Annotated in this window: 14 protein-coding genes; 5 read left to right on the top strand and 9 right to left on the bottom strand. The window is 68.3% G+C overall.

Annotation, left to right across the window (positions count from 1 at the left end; translation table 11 throughout):
- Nucleotides 1-17 precede the first annotated feature (17 nt).
- Both FLX08_RS35890 and FLX08_RS35885 read right to left on the bottom strand, forming a co-directional pair.
- A complete protein-coding gene (locus tag FLX08_RS35890) occupies nucleotides 18-611 on the bottom strand; it encodes a hypothetical protein (RefSeq protein ID WP_142624714.1) in 594 nt (197 codons plus the stop codon).
- Nucleotides 608-886, bottom strand: coding sequence for a hypothetical protein (locus FLX08_RS35885; RefSeq protein ID WP_142624713.1), 279 nt, complete (start codon nucleotides 884-886; stop codon nucleotides 608-610). The genes FLX08_RS35890 and FLX08_RS35885 overlap by 4 nt, the downstream gene beginning before the upstream one ends.
- Before the next feature lie 506 nt (nucleotides 887-1392).
- Here FLX08_RS35885 and FLX08_RS35880 point away from each other — a divergent pair.
- From FLX08_RS35880 to FLX08_RS35870, 3 genes are all read left to right on the top strand, one after another.
- On the top strand, nucleotides 1393-2256 hold the full coding sequence (locus tag FLX08_RS35880) for a helix-turn-helix domain-containing protein (RefSeq protein WP_142624712.1): 864 nt from the start codon (nucleotides 1393-1395) through the stop codon (nucleotides 2254-2256).
- A gap of 26 nt (nucleotides 2257-2282) precedes the next feature.
- Nucleotides 2283-2540, top strand: a complete 258-nt coding sequence (locus FLX08_RS35875; protein ID WP_142624711.1) for a DUF397 domain-containing protein — start codon at nucleotides 2283-2285, stop codon at nucleotides 2538-2540.
- A 75-nt stretch (nucleotides 2541-2615) separates the two neighbouring features.
- Nucleotides 2616-2816, top strand: coding sequence for a DUF397 domain-containing protein (locus FLX08_RS35870; RefSeq protein ID WP_142624710.1), 201 nt, complete (start codon nucleotides 2616-2618; stop codon nucleotides 2814-2816).
- 74 nt (nucleotides 2817-2890) lie between these two features.
- Here FLX08_RS35870 and FLX08_RS35865 read toward each other — a convergent pair whose 3' ends face one another.
- The 6 genes from FLX08_RS35865 to FLX08_RS35840 all read right to left on the bottom strand — a co-directional run bounded on the left by FLX08_RS35865 (nucleotide 2891) and on the right by FLX08_RS35840 (nucleotide 11520).
- Nucleotides 2891-4867, bottom strand: coding sequence for a glycosyl hydrolase family 28-related protein (locus FLX08_RS35865; RefSeq protein WP_142624709.1), 1977 nt, complete (start codon nucleotides 4865-4867; stop codon nucleotides 2891-2893).
- Nucleotides 4867-6432: a glycoside hydrolase family 13 protein gene (locus FLX08_RS35860; RefSeq protein ID WP_142624708.1), complete on the bottom strand. Its 1566-nt coding sequence runs from the start codon at nucleotides 6430-6432 to the stop codon at nucleotides 4867-4869. The genes FLX08_RS35865 and FLX08_RS35860 overlap by 1 nt, the downstream gene beginning before the upstream one ends.
- Nucleotides 6433-6473: 41 nt before the next feature.
- Nucleotides 6474-7451, bottom strand: coding sequence for a carbohydrate ABC transporter permease (locus FLX08_RS35855; RefSeq protein WP_142624707.1), 978 nt, complete (start codon nucleotides 7449-7451; stop codon nucleotides 6474-6476).
- Nucleotides 7452-7462: 11 nt separating this feature from the next.
- A complete protein-coding gene (locus tag FLX08_RS35850) occupies nucleotides 7463-8386 on the bottom strand; it encodes a carbohydrate ABC transporter permease (protein WP_142624706.1) in 924 nt (307 codons plus the stop codon).
- A gap of 173 nt (nucleotides 8387-8559) precedes the next feature.
- On the bottom strand, nucleotides 8560-9939 hold the full coding sequence (locus FLX08_RS35845; RefSeq protein WP_142624705.1) for an extracellular solute-binding protein: 1380 nt from the start codon (nucleotides 9937-9939) through the stop codon (nucleotides 8560-8562).
- 570 nt (nucleotides 9940-10509) lie between these two features.
- Nucleotides 10510-11520 (bottom strand): LacI family DNA-binding transcriptional regulator, encoded by a 1011-nt coding sequence (locus FLX08_RS35840; RefSeq protein WP_142624704.1) that lies wholly within the window; start codon nucleotides 11518-11520, stop codon nucleotides 10510-10512.
- Nucleotides 11521-11864: 344 nt separating this feature from the next.
- On the opposite strand from FLX08_RS35840, the gene FLX08_RS35835 reads away from it, so the two are divergent.
- Nucleotides 11865-14705, top strand: a complete 2841-nt coding sequence (locus FLX08_RS35835; RefSeq protein WP_142624703.1) for a discoidin domain-containing protein — start codon at nucleotides 11865-11867, stop codon at nucleotides 14703-14705.
- An 81-nt stretch (nucleotides 14706-14786) separates the two neighbouring features.
- On the opposite strand, the gene FLX08_RS35830 is transcribed toward FLX08_RS35835, so the two are convergent.
- Nucleotides 14787-15779: a LacI family DNA-binding transcriptional regulator gene (locus tag FLX08_RS35830; protein WP_142624702.1), complete on the bottom strand. Its 993-nt coding sequence runs from the start codon at nucleotides 15777-15779 to the stop codon at nucleotides 14787-14789.
- Between the two features lie 130 nt (nucleotides 15780-15909).
- Here FLX08_RS35830 and FLX08_RS35825 point away from each other — a divergent pair, with 130 nt between their 5' ends.
- Nucleotides 15910-16281 (top strand): hypothetical protein, encoded by a 372-nt coding sequence (locus tag FLX08_RS35825; RefSeq protein ID WP_142624701.1) that lies wholly within the window; start codon nucleotides 15910-15912, stop codon nucleotides 16279-16281.
- Nucleotides 16282-16728 lie beyond the last annotated feature (447 nt).

Below are 16728 nucleotides of genomic sequence, written 5' to 3'. Positions count from 1 at the left end.
CGGGTCCGTCCTCCTTGTCAGGGACGGAACCGGCTCAGCGTCCGCTCTCCGGTTTCCGGCAGTTCCCCGGGAACGGGGCGGCCGGCGCGCCTCAGCACGTCCACGATGACGAGCGACGTCCGGTGCGGGTCCCTGGTGATCCGCACCCCGTGGGCCAGCCAGCACGCGGCGGCGATCATGTCCCGGGCCCGTTCGAGGTCGCCCGGGCTGGTCCCCGCCCTGCACCACACCCACAGGCGCTCGCCGAACGGCTCCGGCCGCGTACGGAGGATCACGGGCAGCTTGCCCCGCCGGTTGACGATCAACGCCTCGGCGCAGGCCTTCCGTACGCGGTGGGGGGTCACCACGCACCAGAAGCGGCCCGCCATCTCCCGGCGCGCCTGCGGCCACAGCAGGATGAGCAGGCAGACCAGAGATCCGGCGACGATCGTCACGGACGGGCCCGCCGTCCGCACGGCGACGACCACGACCGCTGGCCCTCCCACCAGCAGCATCGCCTCGTAACGCCACCTCCACAGCACCACCAGCGGTCCCGGCCGCGCGACGGGAGAGGTCTCCCGCTCGATGAACCGCAGGACCAGGTGCGGATTCCGTCTGACGGAGTGCCTCATGCCCGGCCGCCCGAGGGGCGCTCCGGCCGGCGGGAGGCCGGCGGTTCGAGCAGGTTGACGCGCCCGGTGCCCCGGCATCGGCGGCATGGCAGCCCTGTCGGGCACCGCCCTTTCGCCGAGCAGACCGTGCAGGCGGCCAGCGCGTCGAACCGCGTGTCGCGATAGGTGTGCGTGTGCCAGGCGCGCCGGATCTCCCAGCGCTGCACCCAGGCGAACGCGTCTATCTCGGCGAACGCCTCCTCACCCACCCTCCACAGGAGGGCGATGATGCGCATCCGTAATCCAGTGGGGGAAGGAGCACGCATGTTCTTGTTGTTAGAGTGCACGGGATCATCCCTTTGCTGAGCAGGCAGGTCGGATGGTCGTCTGCGCTGGGTCGATGTGCCACCATCGGCCCAGCAGCGCGTTTCCGGGGAAAAGGGAGCCAGAAGATGGGCCCCCGCCTCGCATCGCCTCCTCCCGGGAACCGGCTGGTCCAGCCGCCACGTTGAGGCTTATGCGTACTATTCCCACTTCTTGACGTTGGCAACCATCACTTGGCAATTGCCAAAGGGACCCTCCTGCCGCCCCCCGTTGACCCGAGCACTACGCTCCGACGTCACCAGGAGCCAGGTAGTAACAGGTGTGCTAGTGGCATCCTCGATCTCGCTTGGCAAATCCCAACGGAAAATACCGGGTGAAGATGCCAACAGGCGCCGCCGCTGGGGTATAAGATCAGTGCCCTCTCTACAGGGACTACGCCACGTGACGTGGAGCCAAGGCCAGGAAGAGGTGAACGTCAGTGGTCAGTTCCAATCCGACCCTGCGACGTCGCCGGCTCGCCAGCACACTAAGAGAGCTTCGCCTTGCCCGTGGCATGACCATTGAAGAGGTCGCCAACGAGCTCATGGTGTCGGTCGCGAAGATATCGCGGCTCGAGACTGGGCAGCGCGGTGCAAGCCTCAGGGACGTGCGTGATCTGTGCCGTATTTACCAGGTCGCCAACGAGGCGCAGATTGAGGCCCTGATGACGTTGGCTCGCGAGGCGAAAGAGCCTGGCCTGCGTCAAGAACTGGGCGATCTGGGGGATGAGGCGGCATATCCATACGTTGACCTGGAGGCCGGGGCTTCCGGCATCACTGAGTTCCAGTGCTGCTTCCTCCCGGGCCTCCTGCAGACGGAGGACTACGCCCGCGCTTTGATCAGCGGCATGCTCCCTGGCATCGCGGACAACATCCTCAACAGCCGCGTACTCGCCCGGATGAAGCGCAAAGAGCTGTTACGCAGGCAGGACGCGCCGCGTTACTGGACACTCATCGACGAAGCGGCGCTACACCGGAACGTCGGCGGCATACAGGTGATGCGCGAGCAACTTCTCGACATCATTGAGGTCGCCCGGCGGCCCAATGTCGTGGTGCAGGTGATCCCTTTCTCTGTGGGCGCGTACATGGGGCTGGACAACTCCTTCGCGTTCCTGGAGATACCCGATCCCAGCACGCCGGCCGTGGTCTTCATCGAAGGCCTGACGACCATGGAGTACCTGGAGAAACCCTCCCAGCTCGTGCCCTACAAGGAAACGATTGATTATCTGCGAGCGGCGGCGCTGCACCCACAAGAGTCCGTGGCACGCATCGCTCGGATCTGTGAAGAACAATTTCCCTCGTAGACACGAAACAGAAGGCATAGGAGACGATGAAGTCTCAGGGACAGGGCTCCGATGAGCCCCTGTGGCGTACAGCCAGCCGCTGCAACAACGGCAATTGTGTCGCCGTGGCCACGCTCTCCGCCGACGTGATCGGCATGCGCGACACCAAGGACGCCGAGGGCCACATTCTGGAGATACGGCGAGAGCAGTGGGAGCAATTCCTACAAGAGGTGAAGGCGGGCCTGTTTGACACACACCTCTTGCCACATCTGCCACAAAAGCACCATCCCGACCAGATGGATTGACACTACGTAAAACGCTACAATCATCATGGCGCGAGATCTTGTGTGAGATCGGCGATCGCCCGGGAGGCAGCGCGCATGATGCAACCGACGTCGGAAGGCTCCGGCTGGATCACCCCCTGTAACGGAGGCAACTGCGTGGAAGTAGCCTTTCGGGACGGTCGGGTCGACGTTCGCGATGGAAAGTGCGGGGAAGATAGTCCCATCCTTTCCTTCACCGCCGAGGAGTGGCAGGCGTTCGTCCAGGAAGTGAAAGTGGGCCGCTTCGACGTCCCCTGACGTGCGTATAAAAACGCGTAAGGGCTTCCCCGGACGAGTGTCTGGGGAAGCCCTCTACCTCTGTGCGAGATCCGTCACCAGGGGGACGGAGCGGGTGGGGGGACGACCGGGGGGCGGTCGTCGCAGGTGATGGTGTTGGGCAGCGTCCAGGGAGCGAGCCAGCCGCCGTCGTTGCCGCCGAGGTCGGTCAGGGAGAACTCCGACCCCGTGGGCGGGAAGTTGAAGGACCCGCAGTTGTTGACGCCCACCGCGCCCACGTTGCGGGCGTCCACGTTCTCGAAGGACGCCGAGCCCTTCACGCGGGCGCTGACCACGGAGGTGCCCGTGCCGTCGACCCGGATGTCCTTGAAGCGGACCTTCGGGATGGCGTACTGGTCCTTCACCGACCACTCGCTGACCAGCATGATCGCGTTGTAGGTGCTGTCCAGGTAGTGGTCGCCGCTGACCTCGATGTCGGCGTCGATGTCCTTCTCCAGGGCGTAGAACCAGATGGCCCCCAGGCCGATGTTCCAGTTCAGCTCGTACGTGCCGGCCCGCACGGTCGTGTTGCCGTTGACGCGGAGCCTGCCGGTGAACGGCTCGGCGCCGAACCGGGAGCCGATCTGGATGGCGCTGCCCTCCCTGATCGGGTCGGCGATCAGGTTGTTCGAGACCGTGTTGTCCCTGCCGCCGTAGATCGCGATGCCGTTGGCCAGCACGGGCGTCTGGATCGTGTTGTGGTCGAACGTGTTGCCCGCGTCGGCGGTCTTCTCCGACCACATGGCGAGAGCGTCGTCGCCGGTGTTGCGGAAGAAGTTGTTCGACACGACGGAGCCCGTCACGCCGGTGTGGAAGTTGAGCCCGTCCGCGATCTGGTCGACGATCACGTTGTTGGTGATCTTGATGTTGCGCATCGGGCCGTCGAACCACATGCCGACCTTGGTGTGGTGGATGTAGAGCCCGTCGATGGTCGAGTCGCTCATCGCGCCGCCGACGCCGTTGACCTGGTCGGTGTCGATGCGCTCCCGTACGTCGCCCTCGATGGCGAAGCCGGACAGGTGCACGTTGCGGCTGCCGCCGGCCGCGGCGTCCTTGCCGTAGAAGCCGGCACCGGTGTGCACCGAGCCGTCCGGGGCCGGGGCGGCCAGGTCGGCCTGGCGGCCCTTGATGATCGTGTACCAGCTTCCGGCACCGGTGATCGTCACGTCGTCCACGACGATGTGGCGGTTCACCTGGTAGGTGCCCGGCGGGATGTAGACCTTCAGGTGCGTACGCTTCGCGAACGCGATCGCCTTGTCGATCGCCCCGGCGGAGTCGCGCTTGCCTGTGGGGTCGGCACCGAAGAGCAGCACGTTCGCGGCCAGGACCTCGACGCGCGGCGGCCCGACGAGGTGCGAGTCGAGCAGGTCGACGACCGTCCAGGCCGCCTTGCTCCCCGCCGGGACCGTCAGCCGCACCGTGTCGCCCGCCCGGTACGTACGGCCGAGCAGGAGACGCTGCTCGTCGTAGAAGTGGTTCGGGCGGAACGGCTTGGTGATCTCCGGCGCCGGGGTGGTGGCGTCCGGCACGCAGGAGCACTCGGTGATCCACCAGTCGGGGTGCAGCAGTCCGGCGTTCGGATCGTTGGAGAACGGATATTGGTTGTAGAGCCAGGCGTACTGCGACGTGAGGGTCATCGTGGCGCGCTTGTGGCCGTTCACCGCGACGTCGAGCGGCGCGGTGATGCCGCCGCCACCGGGGGCGTCCGGGATGCTGTAGCGCACCGTGATCGCGTTGGCAGCCTTGGGCACCCGGAACTCGACGTACTGCCCAGGGGTCAGCTTGACCGCCTTGCGGCCGGACGCCTCCGCGGGCAGCGTGTACGCGTCGCGGCCGGGGCCGATGACCGTGCCGTTCGTCGCCGCGTTCTCCGCCTCCTGCTCGGCGAAGTCGACGTCGGCTCCGCGTCCGGCGACGAGCGCCGGGTCGAGGGCGGCCCGCGTCACGACCGTGGGCTTCACCGTGGCGGACGCGGGCGTCGCTAAGACCACGAGCCCGGTGGCGGCCAGGGCCGCCGCCAGCAGGATTCTCATCAGGCCTCCATGATCCAGATGGCGGTGTCGGACGGCAGCAGGCCGCCGTCGAGGGGGCCGCTGGCCAGCAGCACGGAGCCCGTCTCCGGGAGCGCGACCGGCTCGGCGCCGAGGTTGACCAGGCAGACCAGGCCGGAGTCGCGCCGGAACGCGATCACCTCGTCCCCGTACGGCAGCCAGGTCAGCGTGCCGTCGCCGAGCAGCTCGCGGCGCAGCCGCAGGGCCGTGCGATAGAGGGAGAGCATCGAGCCGGCGTCGGCCTCCTGGGCCTCCACGGTGAGGTCGCGCCACCCGGCCGGCTGCGGCAGCCAGGGCTCGCCCGTGCTGTAGCCGAAGGGCGGCTCGGTGCCCGACCACGGCAGCGGCACCCGGCAGCCGTCACGGCCGCGGACCGTGTGGCCGGAACGCTCCCACATCGGGTCGTCGATGAGCTCCTCGGGGATGTCCTCGACCTCGTTCAGGCCGAGCTCCTCCCCCTGGTAGACGTAGACGCTTCCGGGGAGCGCCATCGCGAGCAGCGCCGCCGCCCGCGCCCGGCGGCGGCCGAGCTCCAGGTCGGACGGCATGCCGTCCCGGCGTTCCTGGTTGTCCCAGGACGTGACGGCCCGGCCATAGCGGGTGACCGGACGGGCGACGTCGTGGTTCGACAGCACCCAGGTCGCGGGCGCGCCGATCGGCACGTGGGTGGCGAGGGTCAGGTCGATGCTGTCGCGCAGCGCGGCCGGCTCCCACGCGCTCGACAGGAAGTCGAAGTTGAACGCGGTGTGGAGCTCGTCGGGGCGCAGATACTTGGCGAACCGCTCCTGGTCGGGCAGCCACACCTCCCCGATGAGGATCCGCGCGTCGTAGGAGTCGGACACCCGCCGCCACTCGCGGTAGATCTCGTGGACCCCGTCGTGGTCGGTGTACGACTCCTCCACGCTGTCGAGGTCCTTGACGATGACGGCGGCCGAGTCGATGCGTACGCCGTCCACGCCCCGGTCGAACCAGAACCGCAGCACGTCGAGGAACTCCTCGCGTACGAGGGGGTTGGTCCAGTTGAAGTCGGGCTGCTCGGGGGCGAACAGGTGGAGATACCACTCGCCGTCCGGCACCTGCGTCCACGCCGGGCCCCCGAAGATCGACTTCCAGCCGTTGGGCGGGCCGTCGCCGACGCCGGGGCGGAACCAGAACCGCTCCCGGGCCTCCGAACCGGGACCGGCCGCCAGCGCCTCCTGGAACCAGGCGTGCTGATCGGACGCGTGGTTGGGGACGACGTCGACGATCGTACGGATGCCCAGGTCATGGGCTTCCTCGATCAGCTTCTCCGCCTCCGCCAGTGTGCCGAAGACCGGCTCGATGCTGCGGTAGTCGGCGACGTCGTAGCCGCCGTCCGCCATCGGCGAGGGATACCACGGGTTGAGCCAGATGGCGTCGACGCCGAGATCCGCCAGGTAGGGCAGGCGTGACCGCAGCCCCGCCAGGTCACCCGTCCCGTCGCCGTTCCCGTCGGCGAAGCTGCGCAGGTAGACCTGGTAGATAGCGGCCCCGCGCCACCATTCGGGGGTCGAGGTGTTGCCGGGCATGCTGAATACAACTCCTTACGGGTGTTAGCGGCGGAGGACGTTCAGCCCTTGAGGCTGCCGGCGGTGAGACCGGCCATGATGTGCCGCTGGAACAGGAAGAACACGACGATGGTCGGGATGCTCGCGATCACCAGGGAGGCGACCAGCACGTTCTGCGGCATCTGCGAGGAGAGCGAGGCGATGCCGATGCTCACCGACATCTTGTCGCTGTCCGGCAGGACCAGCAGGGGCCAGACGAAGTCGCGCCAGACGTTGACGACGGTGAGGATGGAGACCACGCCGAGGATGGGCCGGGAGATCGGGATCACGACCGACCACAGGATGCGGCCCGGCGACGCGCCGTCGATCTCGGCGGCTTCGAGCAACTCCCTGGGGATCGAGTCGAAGAACCGCTTGAGCAGGAAGACGTTGAAGCCGTTGGCCGCGGCCGGCAGCCAGATCGCCCACGGCGTGTTGAGCAGGTTCCAGTGGAGGAACGGCACGTCCTTCACCGTCAGGTACGCCGGGAGCATGATGACCATGGGCGGGATCATCAGCGTCGACAGCATCAGGGCCAGCACGACCTTGCCGAGCGCCGGGCGGAGCTTCGACAGGGCGTAGGCCGCCGAGACGTCCACCGCGAGGGTCAGCAGCCAGGCGCCGCCGGCGTACAGGGCGGTGTTGCCGAGCAGCGTGCCCAGGTCCAGCAGATCCCACGCCTCCAGGTAGCCGTCCAGGGAGAAGTGCGACGGCAGGAAGGTCGGCGGGATCGCGTTGAGTTCCTCGGTGGACTTCATCGCACCGGTGATCATCCAGTAGAGCGGGAAGACGAACGCGGCGGTGAAGCTGACCACCACGATCACCAGCACGATCCAGTAGACGATCCGGCCCCGCGTCGTGTTGAGCTGGTGCGGCGACACGGCGGTGCGGAACTGCGTGTTCATCGGCTTGCGCGGCCGCCGCGGCCCGCGGCGCTCCTGCCGGGCGGAGGTGGCGGGCGTCCCGGCCGAACGGCCGGGCATGACAGTGGTGTCCGACATGGTCGCTCCCCTCACACCGTGTTGTCGCGCGAGACGCGCAGGTAGATCGCGGAGAACACCATGAGCACGATCATGAGCATCAGGCCGAGCGCGTTGCCCGCGTTGAGATTGCCGAAGTTGAAGGCGTACTGGTACATGAGGTAGACGACGCTGACCGTGGCGTTCTCCGGGCCGCCGCCGGTGAGCAGGTAGGGCTCGATGAACACCTGCATGGTCGCCACGATCTGGAGCAGCAGCATCACTAACAAGATCAGCTTGGTCTGCGGGATCGTGACGTGCCGGATCCGCTTGAACAGGCCGGCGCCGTCGAGTTCGGCGGCCTCGTACAGCTCGCTCGGGATCGTCTGCAGGGCGGCGAGATAGATGAGCGTGCCGCTGCCCATGTTCATCCAGGTGGAGACGATGACCAGCGAGATCAGCGCGGTGCTCGTCGAGTTGAGCCACTGCAGGCCGGGCAGGTGGAACAGGTCCAGGACCTGGTTGAACAGCCCGTAGTCTGGGTTGTAGAACCACTGGAACAGCAGCACGCTCACCGCGGGCGGCAGCATGACCGGCAGGTAGACCACGAAGCGCAGGTAGGCGCGCGCGTGCCGCAGCTCGTTGAGGACGATCGCCGTGACGAAGGGGATCCCGTAGCCGCACAGCAGGGCGAGCACCGTGAACAGCGCGGTGTTGACCCAGGCCGGCCCGAAGGCCGGGTCGCTGACGACGGTGCGGAAGTTCTCCAGCCCCACCCACTTGGGCGGGTCCACGAAGTTGGTCTTCTGGAAGCTGAGGATGACCTCCCGGATCATCGGATACCAGGAGAAGAACGCGAAACAGATCAGAGCGCCGCACAGGAAGCCGTAGGCGGTCACGTTGCGCCGCACGGCGCGCCGTAGTTTCGTCGGCTGCCGCCGCCTGCCGCCCGCTGCCGGGATGCTCGCTGTGGTCATCGTTGTGAATCCGATCTCGACGTGATTGCCGGGGCGCCGGCCGCGCGCGTACGGCGGCGGCCGGCGCCCCGGGGTTTAGGTCGTGGCTGACAAATCATGGCCCTGCTGCGCGTGGCCCGCTCGCGACGGGCAGCATTTGTCAGACACTCCCTAGGGCCCGGCTTATCAGGGCGTCAGCTCTTCGAGGCCAGCAGGGAGTTGACCTTCGACTCGGCATCGGAGAGAAGCTGGTCGATGTTCGCGTCCTTGCGGGTCAGCACGGCCGACATCGGGGTGTCGAGGATCTTGTAGATCTCCTGCGCGTACGGCCCGGGCTCGGCCTTGGGCGGGATGCCCTTGGAGCCCTCCACCCAGCCGGCGAACTGGGAGGCGTCGATGTTCGCGTTCTGCTGGCGCAGGTCGTTCACGGCCTTGCCGGACTCGGTGTCCGAGCGGTACAGGTCCGGGTAGGGCTGGCCGACCGTCAGGTTCGCGCCCTTGGCCCGCACGTAGTCGAACTGGCCCTTACCGGGGGTGAGGAACTTGTACTCGATCCACTTGAGGCCGGCCTTGATCTGCTCCGGGGTGGCCTTCGGGTTGATCATGTAGCCGGCGCCGCCGTTGAACAGGGCCTTCGCCTCGGGCTGCGCGGTGATGGCGTAGTTCTCGAATTTGCCGCCGAAGTCGTTGCGCAGCGAGATGAGCACGTCGGGCGCGCCCAGCATCATGCCCATCTTGCCGCCGGCCATGGCCTTCATCAGGGCCGGCCAGTCGATGTAGAGCTGGGAGCCCATGCTGTTGTCGACCCACCGCATCTGGTGGAGGTTCTCCAGCACGGCCTTGCCCTCGGGGGTGTTGAAGGCGGCCTTCTTGCCGTCGTCGGTGAGGACCGATCCGCCCCGGCCGTAGATGGAGGCGGTGAAGTGCCAGCCGCCGACGTTGTTGCCGCTGTACTCGCCGTACCCGACGTAGCCGGGACCGAGCCCGGCGATCTTCTTCGCGGCGGCCTGCACCTCGGCCCAGGTCTTGGGCGGGTTGTTCGGGTCGAGACCGGCCTTGGTGAAGACCTCCTTGTTGTACACGAGGCCCATGCCGTAGCCGTCGGTCGGCAGGCCGTAGATCTTGCCGTCCTTCTTGAACAGGTCGATCGAGCTGTTGTAGTCCTGGAACGTCTTGATCTCGTTGACGTACGGCGTGATGTCGGCCGCCTGCCCGCTTTCGATCAGACGGGCCACGTTGGGAAAGTTGACGTAGAAGACCGTCTCCAGCTCACCGCTGGCCAGCTTGGGCTCGAACGTACGCGGGTCGTAGCAGGGGAAGGCGTCGGTGACCTTCGAGACCTTGATGTTGGGGTTCTGCTGCTGGAAGGCCGCGAGGTCCTCCTCGAAGGTCGCCCGCTCCGCCTTGTTCGTCTTCGGCGGCTCGCAGTTGACGCTGATCGACACCGGCCCGGCGCTGCCCGGCGCCGCGCTCGCCTTGTCGCCGCCGCTGCCGCTGTCGTCGGTGCCGCACGCCGCGGCCGCTGCAATGGCAAGTCCCGAGACCAGCAGTATCGAGAGCTTGTGGGATTTCATCCTCGTTCCCTTCTGGAACCGCGCACCACGACCCGTCGAAGCACACGGCTCGGGGCCGACTGGAGCGCCCCGATCCGCTCGGTTGCGAGAAACATACAGAGGCATGCAGGACTGAGCAATAGTTCGTCATTAACTGTGCAAAAAAGTGACAGTGATCGGTCTGCAACCGACATGCCACGCTCGGCAAGCAGCCACGACGGCCGCGAGCACGCTTACGAGCGTGCTCGCGAGGCCAGACCTGCTCATCGCTTGTGCGGCTGTTGTGCTCATGGGCCTGGTCGGGTCCTTGGGGCTGCGCCTCGGCTCGCGCTCACGGGCATGCTTGTGCTTCACCCATTGCTCCACCTCGGACGGACGCGCTCACGGGCGGGCGGGTGCTCCAGCCGGCCGTGATAGTTGCGGTCTGGTGAACCTCGGGAGCGGCCATCGCGGGCGCGGTGGTACAGGGCACGGTCTTACGCCGGCCTCCGCACCCGCCCGCCCCCGGCGCTCCGCGCCCTCATTGATGTGCCAAAAACCCCACCACGCTGCCAAGCCCCAGGTCGTGGCACGCCCAGCCGGGCCGGCCTGTCAGGGTCGGGGGGCGGGGGCGGTGGAGGCGCGGACGACGAGTTCGGGCTCGAACAGCAGCTCGTCGCCGGGCACCACGGCCGCGTCGATCTGGGCCACGAGCAGCTCGACGGCGGCCCGGCCCATGGCGTCGATGGGCTGGCGGACGGTGGTCAGGGGCGGGTCCACGCAGTTCATCAGTGCGGAGTCGTCATAGCCGATGACGGAGACGTGCTCGGGCACCGACAGCCCCGCCCGGCGGGCCGCCCTGATGGCGCCGAGGGCGAGCACGTCGCTGGCGCAGATGATGCCGGTCACGCCCGCGGCGACCATGCGCGCGGCGGCGGCGTGCCCGCCTTCCAGCGAGAACATCGTGTGCTCGACGTGATCGGGGCCGAGTTCCAGGCCGTTGGCGGCGGCGTACGCGCGGAACGCGGCGAGCTTGCGCTGGGACGGCACGTGGTCGGGCGGGCCGAGCAGCATCGCGACCTGGCGGTGCCCGAGCGCCATGAGGTGGGCGAGCGCGATCTCGGCGGCGGCGACGTCGTCGCACGAGACCTGCGGAAACCCGAGATGCTCGACCGCCGCGTTGACGAGCACGGTCGGCAGCTTGCGGTCGAGGACCCTGCGGTAGTGGCTGTGGGAGGCGTCCCCCTGGGCGTACAGGCCGCCGGCGAAGACCATGCCGGAGACGTGCTGCTGGAGGAGCAGGTCGACATAGTCGGACTCGGAGACCCCACCAACGGTCCGGGTGCACAGGACGGACGTGAACCCCTGCTGGGCCAGCGCACCACCGACGACCTCGGCGAACGCCGGGAAGATCGGGTTCTGCAGTTCCGGGAGGACCAGGCCGACCAGCCGGCCGCGGTCGCCGCGCAGCTGGGTGGGGCGTTCGTATCCCAGCACGTCGAGAGCGGTGAGCACGGCCTCTCTGGTGGCGTCGGAGACCCCCGGCTTGCCGTTGAGGACGCGGCTCACCGTCGCCTCGCTCACGCCCACCTTCTTGGCCACTTCCGCAAGCCGTCGTGTCATGCACGCAACTATACGACAGCGAGCGCAAACACTTGCATCCATTTGCGCAGGCCTTGAGGACCAGCAGGTCAGACCATGGTCGTGCAGCCGCGGGCCTCCCGCCGCCGATCGGGGGGGTGGGCGCGACACCGCCCTTCATGCGGGGAATGTGGGGAGCGTTCCAGGGGGCCGGATGCTGGGGGGACGCGATGACGTAACACGCATGTCATCTTGCGAATTCTCGTCGCAATATTGCAGATGGATGTTCGTCAACTTATCGTGTGGGCCACTCACCTTCTTCGGAGGTGTGGCGGTCCAGCGTCCACGCCGCATCTCCCGGGTCTCGCATGCGGGAAAGGAAGCTCATGAGAAGATCCGGAGCCGCCGTCGCGGTGGCGGGGGCGCTGATCACCGTGGGGACCGTTGTGGCGTTCCCCGGCACCTCGTCGGCCGCGACCTCGCCGTCGCCCTTCTCCGTCCCGGGAAGAGGCGCGACCGTGCCGTTCACGGAGATCGAGGCCGAGGCCGCCGCGACCAACGGCGAGCAGATCGGCCCGGACCGCGTCTACACCCACCTGCCGTCGGAGGCGTCGGGCCGCCGGGCCGTACGGCTCGACGCGCCGGGAGAGTACGTCGAGTTCACCCTGCCCACGCCCGCCAACGCGATGACCGTGCGCTACAGCGTGCCGGACAACGCGGCAGGAACGGGCATCACGGCGCCGGTCGATCTGCGGGTCAACGGCACGAAGCTCAAGGACCTGCAGTTCACCTCCCGATATGGCTGGTTCTACGGCGGCTACCCGTTCGGCAACTCGCCCGGCGACAAGCCGCACCACTTCTACGACGAGGCCCGCACGACGTTCGGGTCGACCCTGCCGGCGGGGACCAAGGTGCGGATCCAGGTGGCCTCCACCGCTGTCGCGCCCTGGTTCGTCGTGGACCTCGCCGACTTCGAGCTCGTGCCCGACCCGATCCCCCGGCCGGCCGGATCGCTGTCGGTCGACGACTTCGGCGCCGACCGCGACGGCACGAGCGACTCGACCGCCGCGTTCCAGGCCGCCGTCGACGCCGGGAAGGCCCAGGGCAAGGAGGTCTACATCCCGGCAGGGACGTACACCCTGTGGGACCACGTGGTGGTGGACGGGGTCACGCTCCGCGGCGCCGGGCCCTGGTACAGCGTGCTCACCGGCCGCCACCCCACCCAGCGCAACCGCGCCGTCGGCGTCTACGGCAAGTACGTGAGCGGCGGCGGCTACACCGGCCCGATCCGGCCGCACGAGGCGGGCGGGCCGAGCCGCAATGTCACCCTGCGCGACTTCGCGATCATCGGCGACATCACCGAGCGCGTGGACGAAGACCAGGTCAACGCCCTCGGGGGCGCGATGACCGACTCGGTCGTCGACAACCTGTGGATCCAGCACACCAAGGTCGGGGCCTGGATGGACGGCCCGATGGACAACTTCACGCTGAAGAACAGCCGCATCCTCGACCAGACGGCCGACGGCGTGAACTTCCACACCGGGGTCACCGACTCCACGGTGACCAACACCTTCGTGCGCAACAGCGGCGACGACGGCCTGGCGATGTGGCCCGACCGGATCGCCAACGTGAACAACGCGTTCACCCACAACACCGTGGTCGCGCCGGTGCTGGCCAACAACATCGTCACGTACGGCGGCCGGGACATAAAGATCACCGACAACGTGGTGAGCGACACCGTCACCAACGGCGGCGGCATCCACGTCGCGAACCGCTATCCCGGGGTGAACTCCGGCCAGGGCACGGCCGTCGCCGGCACGATCAGCGTCGCCCGCAACACCCTGATCCGGGCGGGCAACAGCGACTACAACTGGAACTTCGGCGTCGGCGCGATCTGGTTCGACGCGCTCAACGAGCCGGTCAACGCCACGATCAACGTGACCGACACCGACGTCATCGACAGCTCCTACGAGGCCATCCAGTTCATCGAGGGCAGCACCCAGACCGTCAACTTCTCGAACGTGAACATCGACGGCACCGGGACGTACCTGATCCAGGCCCAGGCGGCGGCGAAGGCGACCTTCACCAACGTGAGCGCGGCCCACATCGGCGCGGGCGTGGCCATCCACAACTGCGTGGGCACGGGGTTCGCCCCCACGTTCGGCACGGGCAACTCCGGCTGGAGCCCGAGCTCCACCGTCTGCACCGGCCAGTGGCCCGAGCCCGACTACATCTACGACGGCAGCGGCCCGAGCCCGAGCCCCTCGCCGTCCACCTCCCCCACCCCCTCGCCCAGCCCGACGACGTGCGCTCCCGGCAGCGGCGACCTCGCCAGGGGCAAGACGGTCACGGCGACGAGCAGCACCCAGACGTACGCCCCGGCCAACACCACCGACGGAAACGCCTCGACCTATTGGGAGTCGGCCAACAACGCCTTCCCGCAGTCGATCACCGTCGACCTGTGCGCCGTGACCCCGATCCAGCGTGTGGTGCTCAAGCTGCCGCCGGACACCGCCTGGGCCACCCGCACTCAGACCCTGTCCGTCCTCGGCAGCACCGACGGCGCCACCTACACGACACTCGCGGCACCGGCCGGCTACACCTTCAACCCCGCCACCGGCAACACGGTGACCATCCCGTTCTCCACCGCCAACGTCCGGTACGTCCGGGTGACGGTCACCGGCAACACCGGCTGGCCGGCCGGGCAGCTGTCGGCCTTCGAGGTGTACGGCACCGGCGGCACCCCCAGCCCCTCGCCCAGCCCCTCGCCCAGCCCGTCACCAAGTGCCTCCCCCAGCCCGCCGCCCACAGGCAACCTCGCCGCCGGCAAGACGGTCACGGCCACCAGCAGCACCCAGACGTACGCCCCGGCCGACACCACCGACGGAAACGCCTCGACCTACTGGGAATCGGCCAACAACGCCTTCCCCCAGGCGTTGACCGTCGACCTCGGCACCTCTGTCACGGTCGCCAGGGTGGTGCTCAAGCTGCCGCCGAGCTCCGCCTGGGGCACCCGCACCCAGACGCTGTCGGTCCTCGGCAGCACCGACGGCACGAACTACACGACGATCGCGGGACCGGCGGGCTACACGTTCAACCCGGCGACCGGCAACAGCGTCACCATCGCCGTGCCCGCCGCCGCCCGGCGCTACCTGCGGCTGAACGTCACCGGTAACACCGGCTGGCCGGCCGCGCAGATCTCCGAGTTCGAGGCGTACGCCTCGTAACCCGGAACGGGACGCCCGGAGGAGGAGTGGACGCCTCCTCCTCCGGGCTCCCCCACACAGCATGACCCCCTCGGCAGGCCGTCAGGAGACGGGGACGCCGACGCGGCCGGTGGAGGAGCGGACGACAAGCTCCGGCTCGAACAACAGCTCGCCGGTGGCGACGGCGGCGCCCTCGATCTGGCTGACCAGCAGCTCCACCGCGGCCCGGCCCATCGCCTCGATCGGCTGACGCACGGTCGTCAGCGGCGGGTCGACGCACGTCATGAGCGCGGAGTCGTCATATCCCACAACGGACACGTCCTGGGGCACGCGCCGGCCGGCCCGCCGCGCCGCGCGGATCGCCCCGAGGGCCAGCGGGTCGCTGCCGCAGATGATCCCGGTGACGTCCTGCCGCACGAGCTTCAGCGCCGCCGCGTGGCCGCCCTCCAGCGAGTGCATCGTGTGCTCGACCAGCTCGCCGCCCGCGGCCCGGAACGCCTCCAGCTTGCGGATGGACGGCATGTGGTCGGCGGGGCCGACGACGAGGCCGATCCGCTGGTGGCCGAGCGCGCGCAGATGCCCGAGCGCCTGCTCCACAGCGATGGTGTCGTCGCAGGAGACGCGGGGGAAGTCCCAGTGATCGGCGGCCGCGTTGACCAGCACGGTGGGCAGCCGCCGCTCGACCAGCCGCAGATAGTGCTCGTGGACGACGCCGGTCTGCGTGTAGAGCCCCCCGGCGAAGACCACGCCGGACACCTGCTGCTGCAGCAGAAGATCGACGTAGTCGGCCTCGGAGATCCCGCCGACCGTACGCGTGCACAGCACGGGGGTGAAGCCCTGCTGGGCCAGCGCCCCGCCGACGACCTCGGCGAACGCCGGGAAGATGGGGTTCTGCAGCTCGGGCAGGACGAGCCCGACAAGGCGGGCGCGCTCGCCGCGCAACTGCGTGGGCCGCTCATACCCGAGCACGTCGAGGGCCGTCAGCACGGCCTCTCGGGTGGCCTCGGACACCCCGGCCTTGCCGTTGAGGACGCGACTCACCGTGGCCTCGCTGACCCCGACCTTCTTCGCAACCTCCGCAAGCCGTCGCGTCATGGCGGCAAGCATACGACGCGGAACGGCCGTGCCAAGGATCTTCGAGGACACGGTTGCAAGCGGGCTGAAAGCACTGTGAAAGAGGTGATTCCTAGCGTCTGCCGTGTTGCAGATCTCCCAGGAAGGCACCATGAACATCCTCAGGAACAGCCTCGCCGTCGTCGCGGCGTCCGCCCTTCTCGGTCTGACCGCCGCCTGCAGCGGCGGCCAGACGGCCGTCTGCGAGGAGGCGACCAAGGCGTTCACCGACTACAGCTCCAAGGCGGCCGGCGCGGCCGGCGATGTCAAGGGCTTCAACGCCGCGACCAGTGATCTGGCCGCGCAGCTCAAGGAGCTGTCGGGCAAGGCCGACGGCGACCTGAAGGTGGCGCTCGCCGGCATGGCCGACTCGTGGGCGGCCTTCAAGATCGACCTGACGGACCCGGCCGCCGCGACCAAGCTCGCCGAGTTCGGCCAGAAGGCCACCCAGGCGACCCAGCAGCTCGCCTCCGCCTGCTCCTGACCTTTCACCGGCCCCGCCCCGCCCATGCCACCGGCGCCTGCGCCGGGGGCGGGCGGGTGCGGAGGCCGGCGTAAGACCGTGCCCTGTACCACCGCGCCCGCGATGGCCGCTCCCGAGGCTCACCAGACCGCAACTATCACGGCCGGCCGGAGCACCCGCCCGCCCGTGAGCGCGTCCGTCCGAGGTGGACAATGGGTGAAGCAAAGCCTGCCCGTGAACGCGCCTGTCCGAGGTGAGCAACGTGGTGGAGCAAAGCCTGCGCGGAGCGCGAAGCGGAGCGCAGCTACGACCTATAAGGGCAGTTGAGCACACACAGCCTCGGCGAAGCCCCAGCTCTTCAACATGGCACAGCAGCCTCGGCGAAGCCTCAGCTCTTGAACCTGGCACAACCAGTCCGTGCCGTCAGTATTCGAGCCCCCAGTCGTGGGTGCCGAGGGTGTAGGCGTC

It is taken from the genome of Microbispora hainanensis, assembly GCF_006874475.1.
GTDB classification, from domain to species: Bacteria; Actinomycetota; Actinomycetes; order Streptosporangiales; family Streptosporangiaceae; genus Microbispora; species Microbispora hainanensis.
Note: the sequence above shows the minus strand (reverse complement) of the source record. Positions and strands in the feature narration are given on the sequence as shown.

Bases quoted from the DNA above. Each gene is read 5' to 3' on its own strand.
- FLX08_RS35890 (WP_142624714.1), bottom strand. From the start codon at position 611: ATGAGGCACTCCGTCAGACGGAATCCGCACCTGGTCCTGCGGTTCATC.
- FLX08_RS35885 (WP_142624713.1), bottom strand. From the start codon at position 886: ATGCGCATCATCGCCCTCCTGTGGAGGGTGGGTGAGGAGGCGTTCGCC.
- FLX08_RS35875 (WP_142624711.1), top strand. From the start codon at position 2,283: ATGAAGTCTCAGGGACAGGGCTCCGATGAGCCCCTGTGGCGTACAGCC.
- FLX08_RS35870 (WP_142624710.1), top strand. From the start codon at position 2,616: ATGATGCAACCGACGTCGGAAGGCTCCGGCTGGATCACCCCCTGTAAC.
- FLX08_RS35865 (WP_142624709.1), bottom strand. From the start codon at position 4,867: ATGAGAATCCTGCTGGCGGCGGCCCTGGCCGCCACCGGGCTCGTGGTC.
- FLX08_RS35860 (WP_142624708.1), bottom strand. From the start codon at position 6,432: ATGCCCGGCAACACCTCGACCCCCGAATGGTGGCGCGGGGCCGCTATC.
- FLX08_RS35855 (WP_142624707.1), bottom strand. From the start codon at position 7,451: ATGTCGGACACCACTGTCATGCCCGGCCGTTCGGCCGGGACGCCCGCC.
- FLX08_RS35850 (WP_142624706.1), bottom strand. From the start codon at position 8,386: ATGACCACAGCGAGCATCCCGGCAGCGGGCGGCAGGCGGCGGCAGCCG.
- FLX08_RS35845 (WP_142624705.1), bottom strand. From the start codon at position 9,939: ATGAAATCCCACAAGCTCTCGATACTGCTGGTCTCGGGACTTGCCATT.
- FLX08_RS35840 (WP_142624704.1), bottom strand. From the start codon at position 11,520: ATGACACGACGGCTTGCGGAAGTGGCCAAGAAGGTGGGCGTGAGCGAG.
- FLX08_RS35835 (WP_142624703.1), top strand. From the start codon at position 11,865: ATGAGAAGATCCGGAGCCGCCGTCGCGGTGGCGGGGGCGCTGATCACC.
- FLX08_RS35830 (WP_142624702.1), bottom strand. From the start codon at position 15,779: ATGACGCGACGGCTTGCGGAGGTTGCGAAGAAGGTCGGGGTCAGCGAG.
- FLX08_RS35825 (WP_142624701.1), top strand. From the start codon at position 15,910: ATGAACATCCTCAGGAACAGCCTCGCCGTCGTCGCGGCGTCCGCCCTT.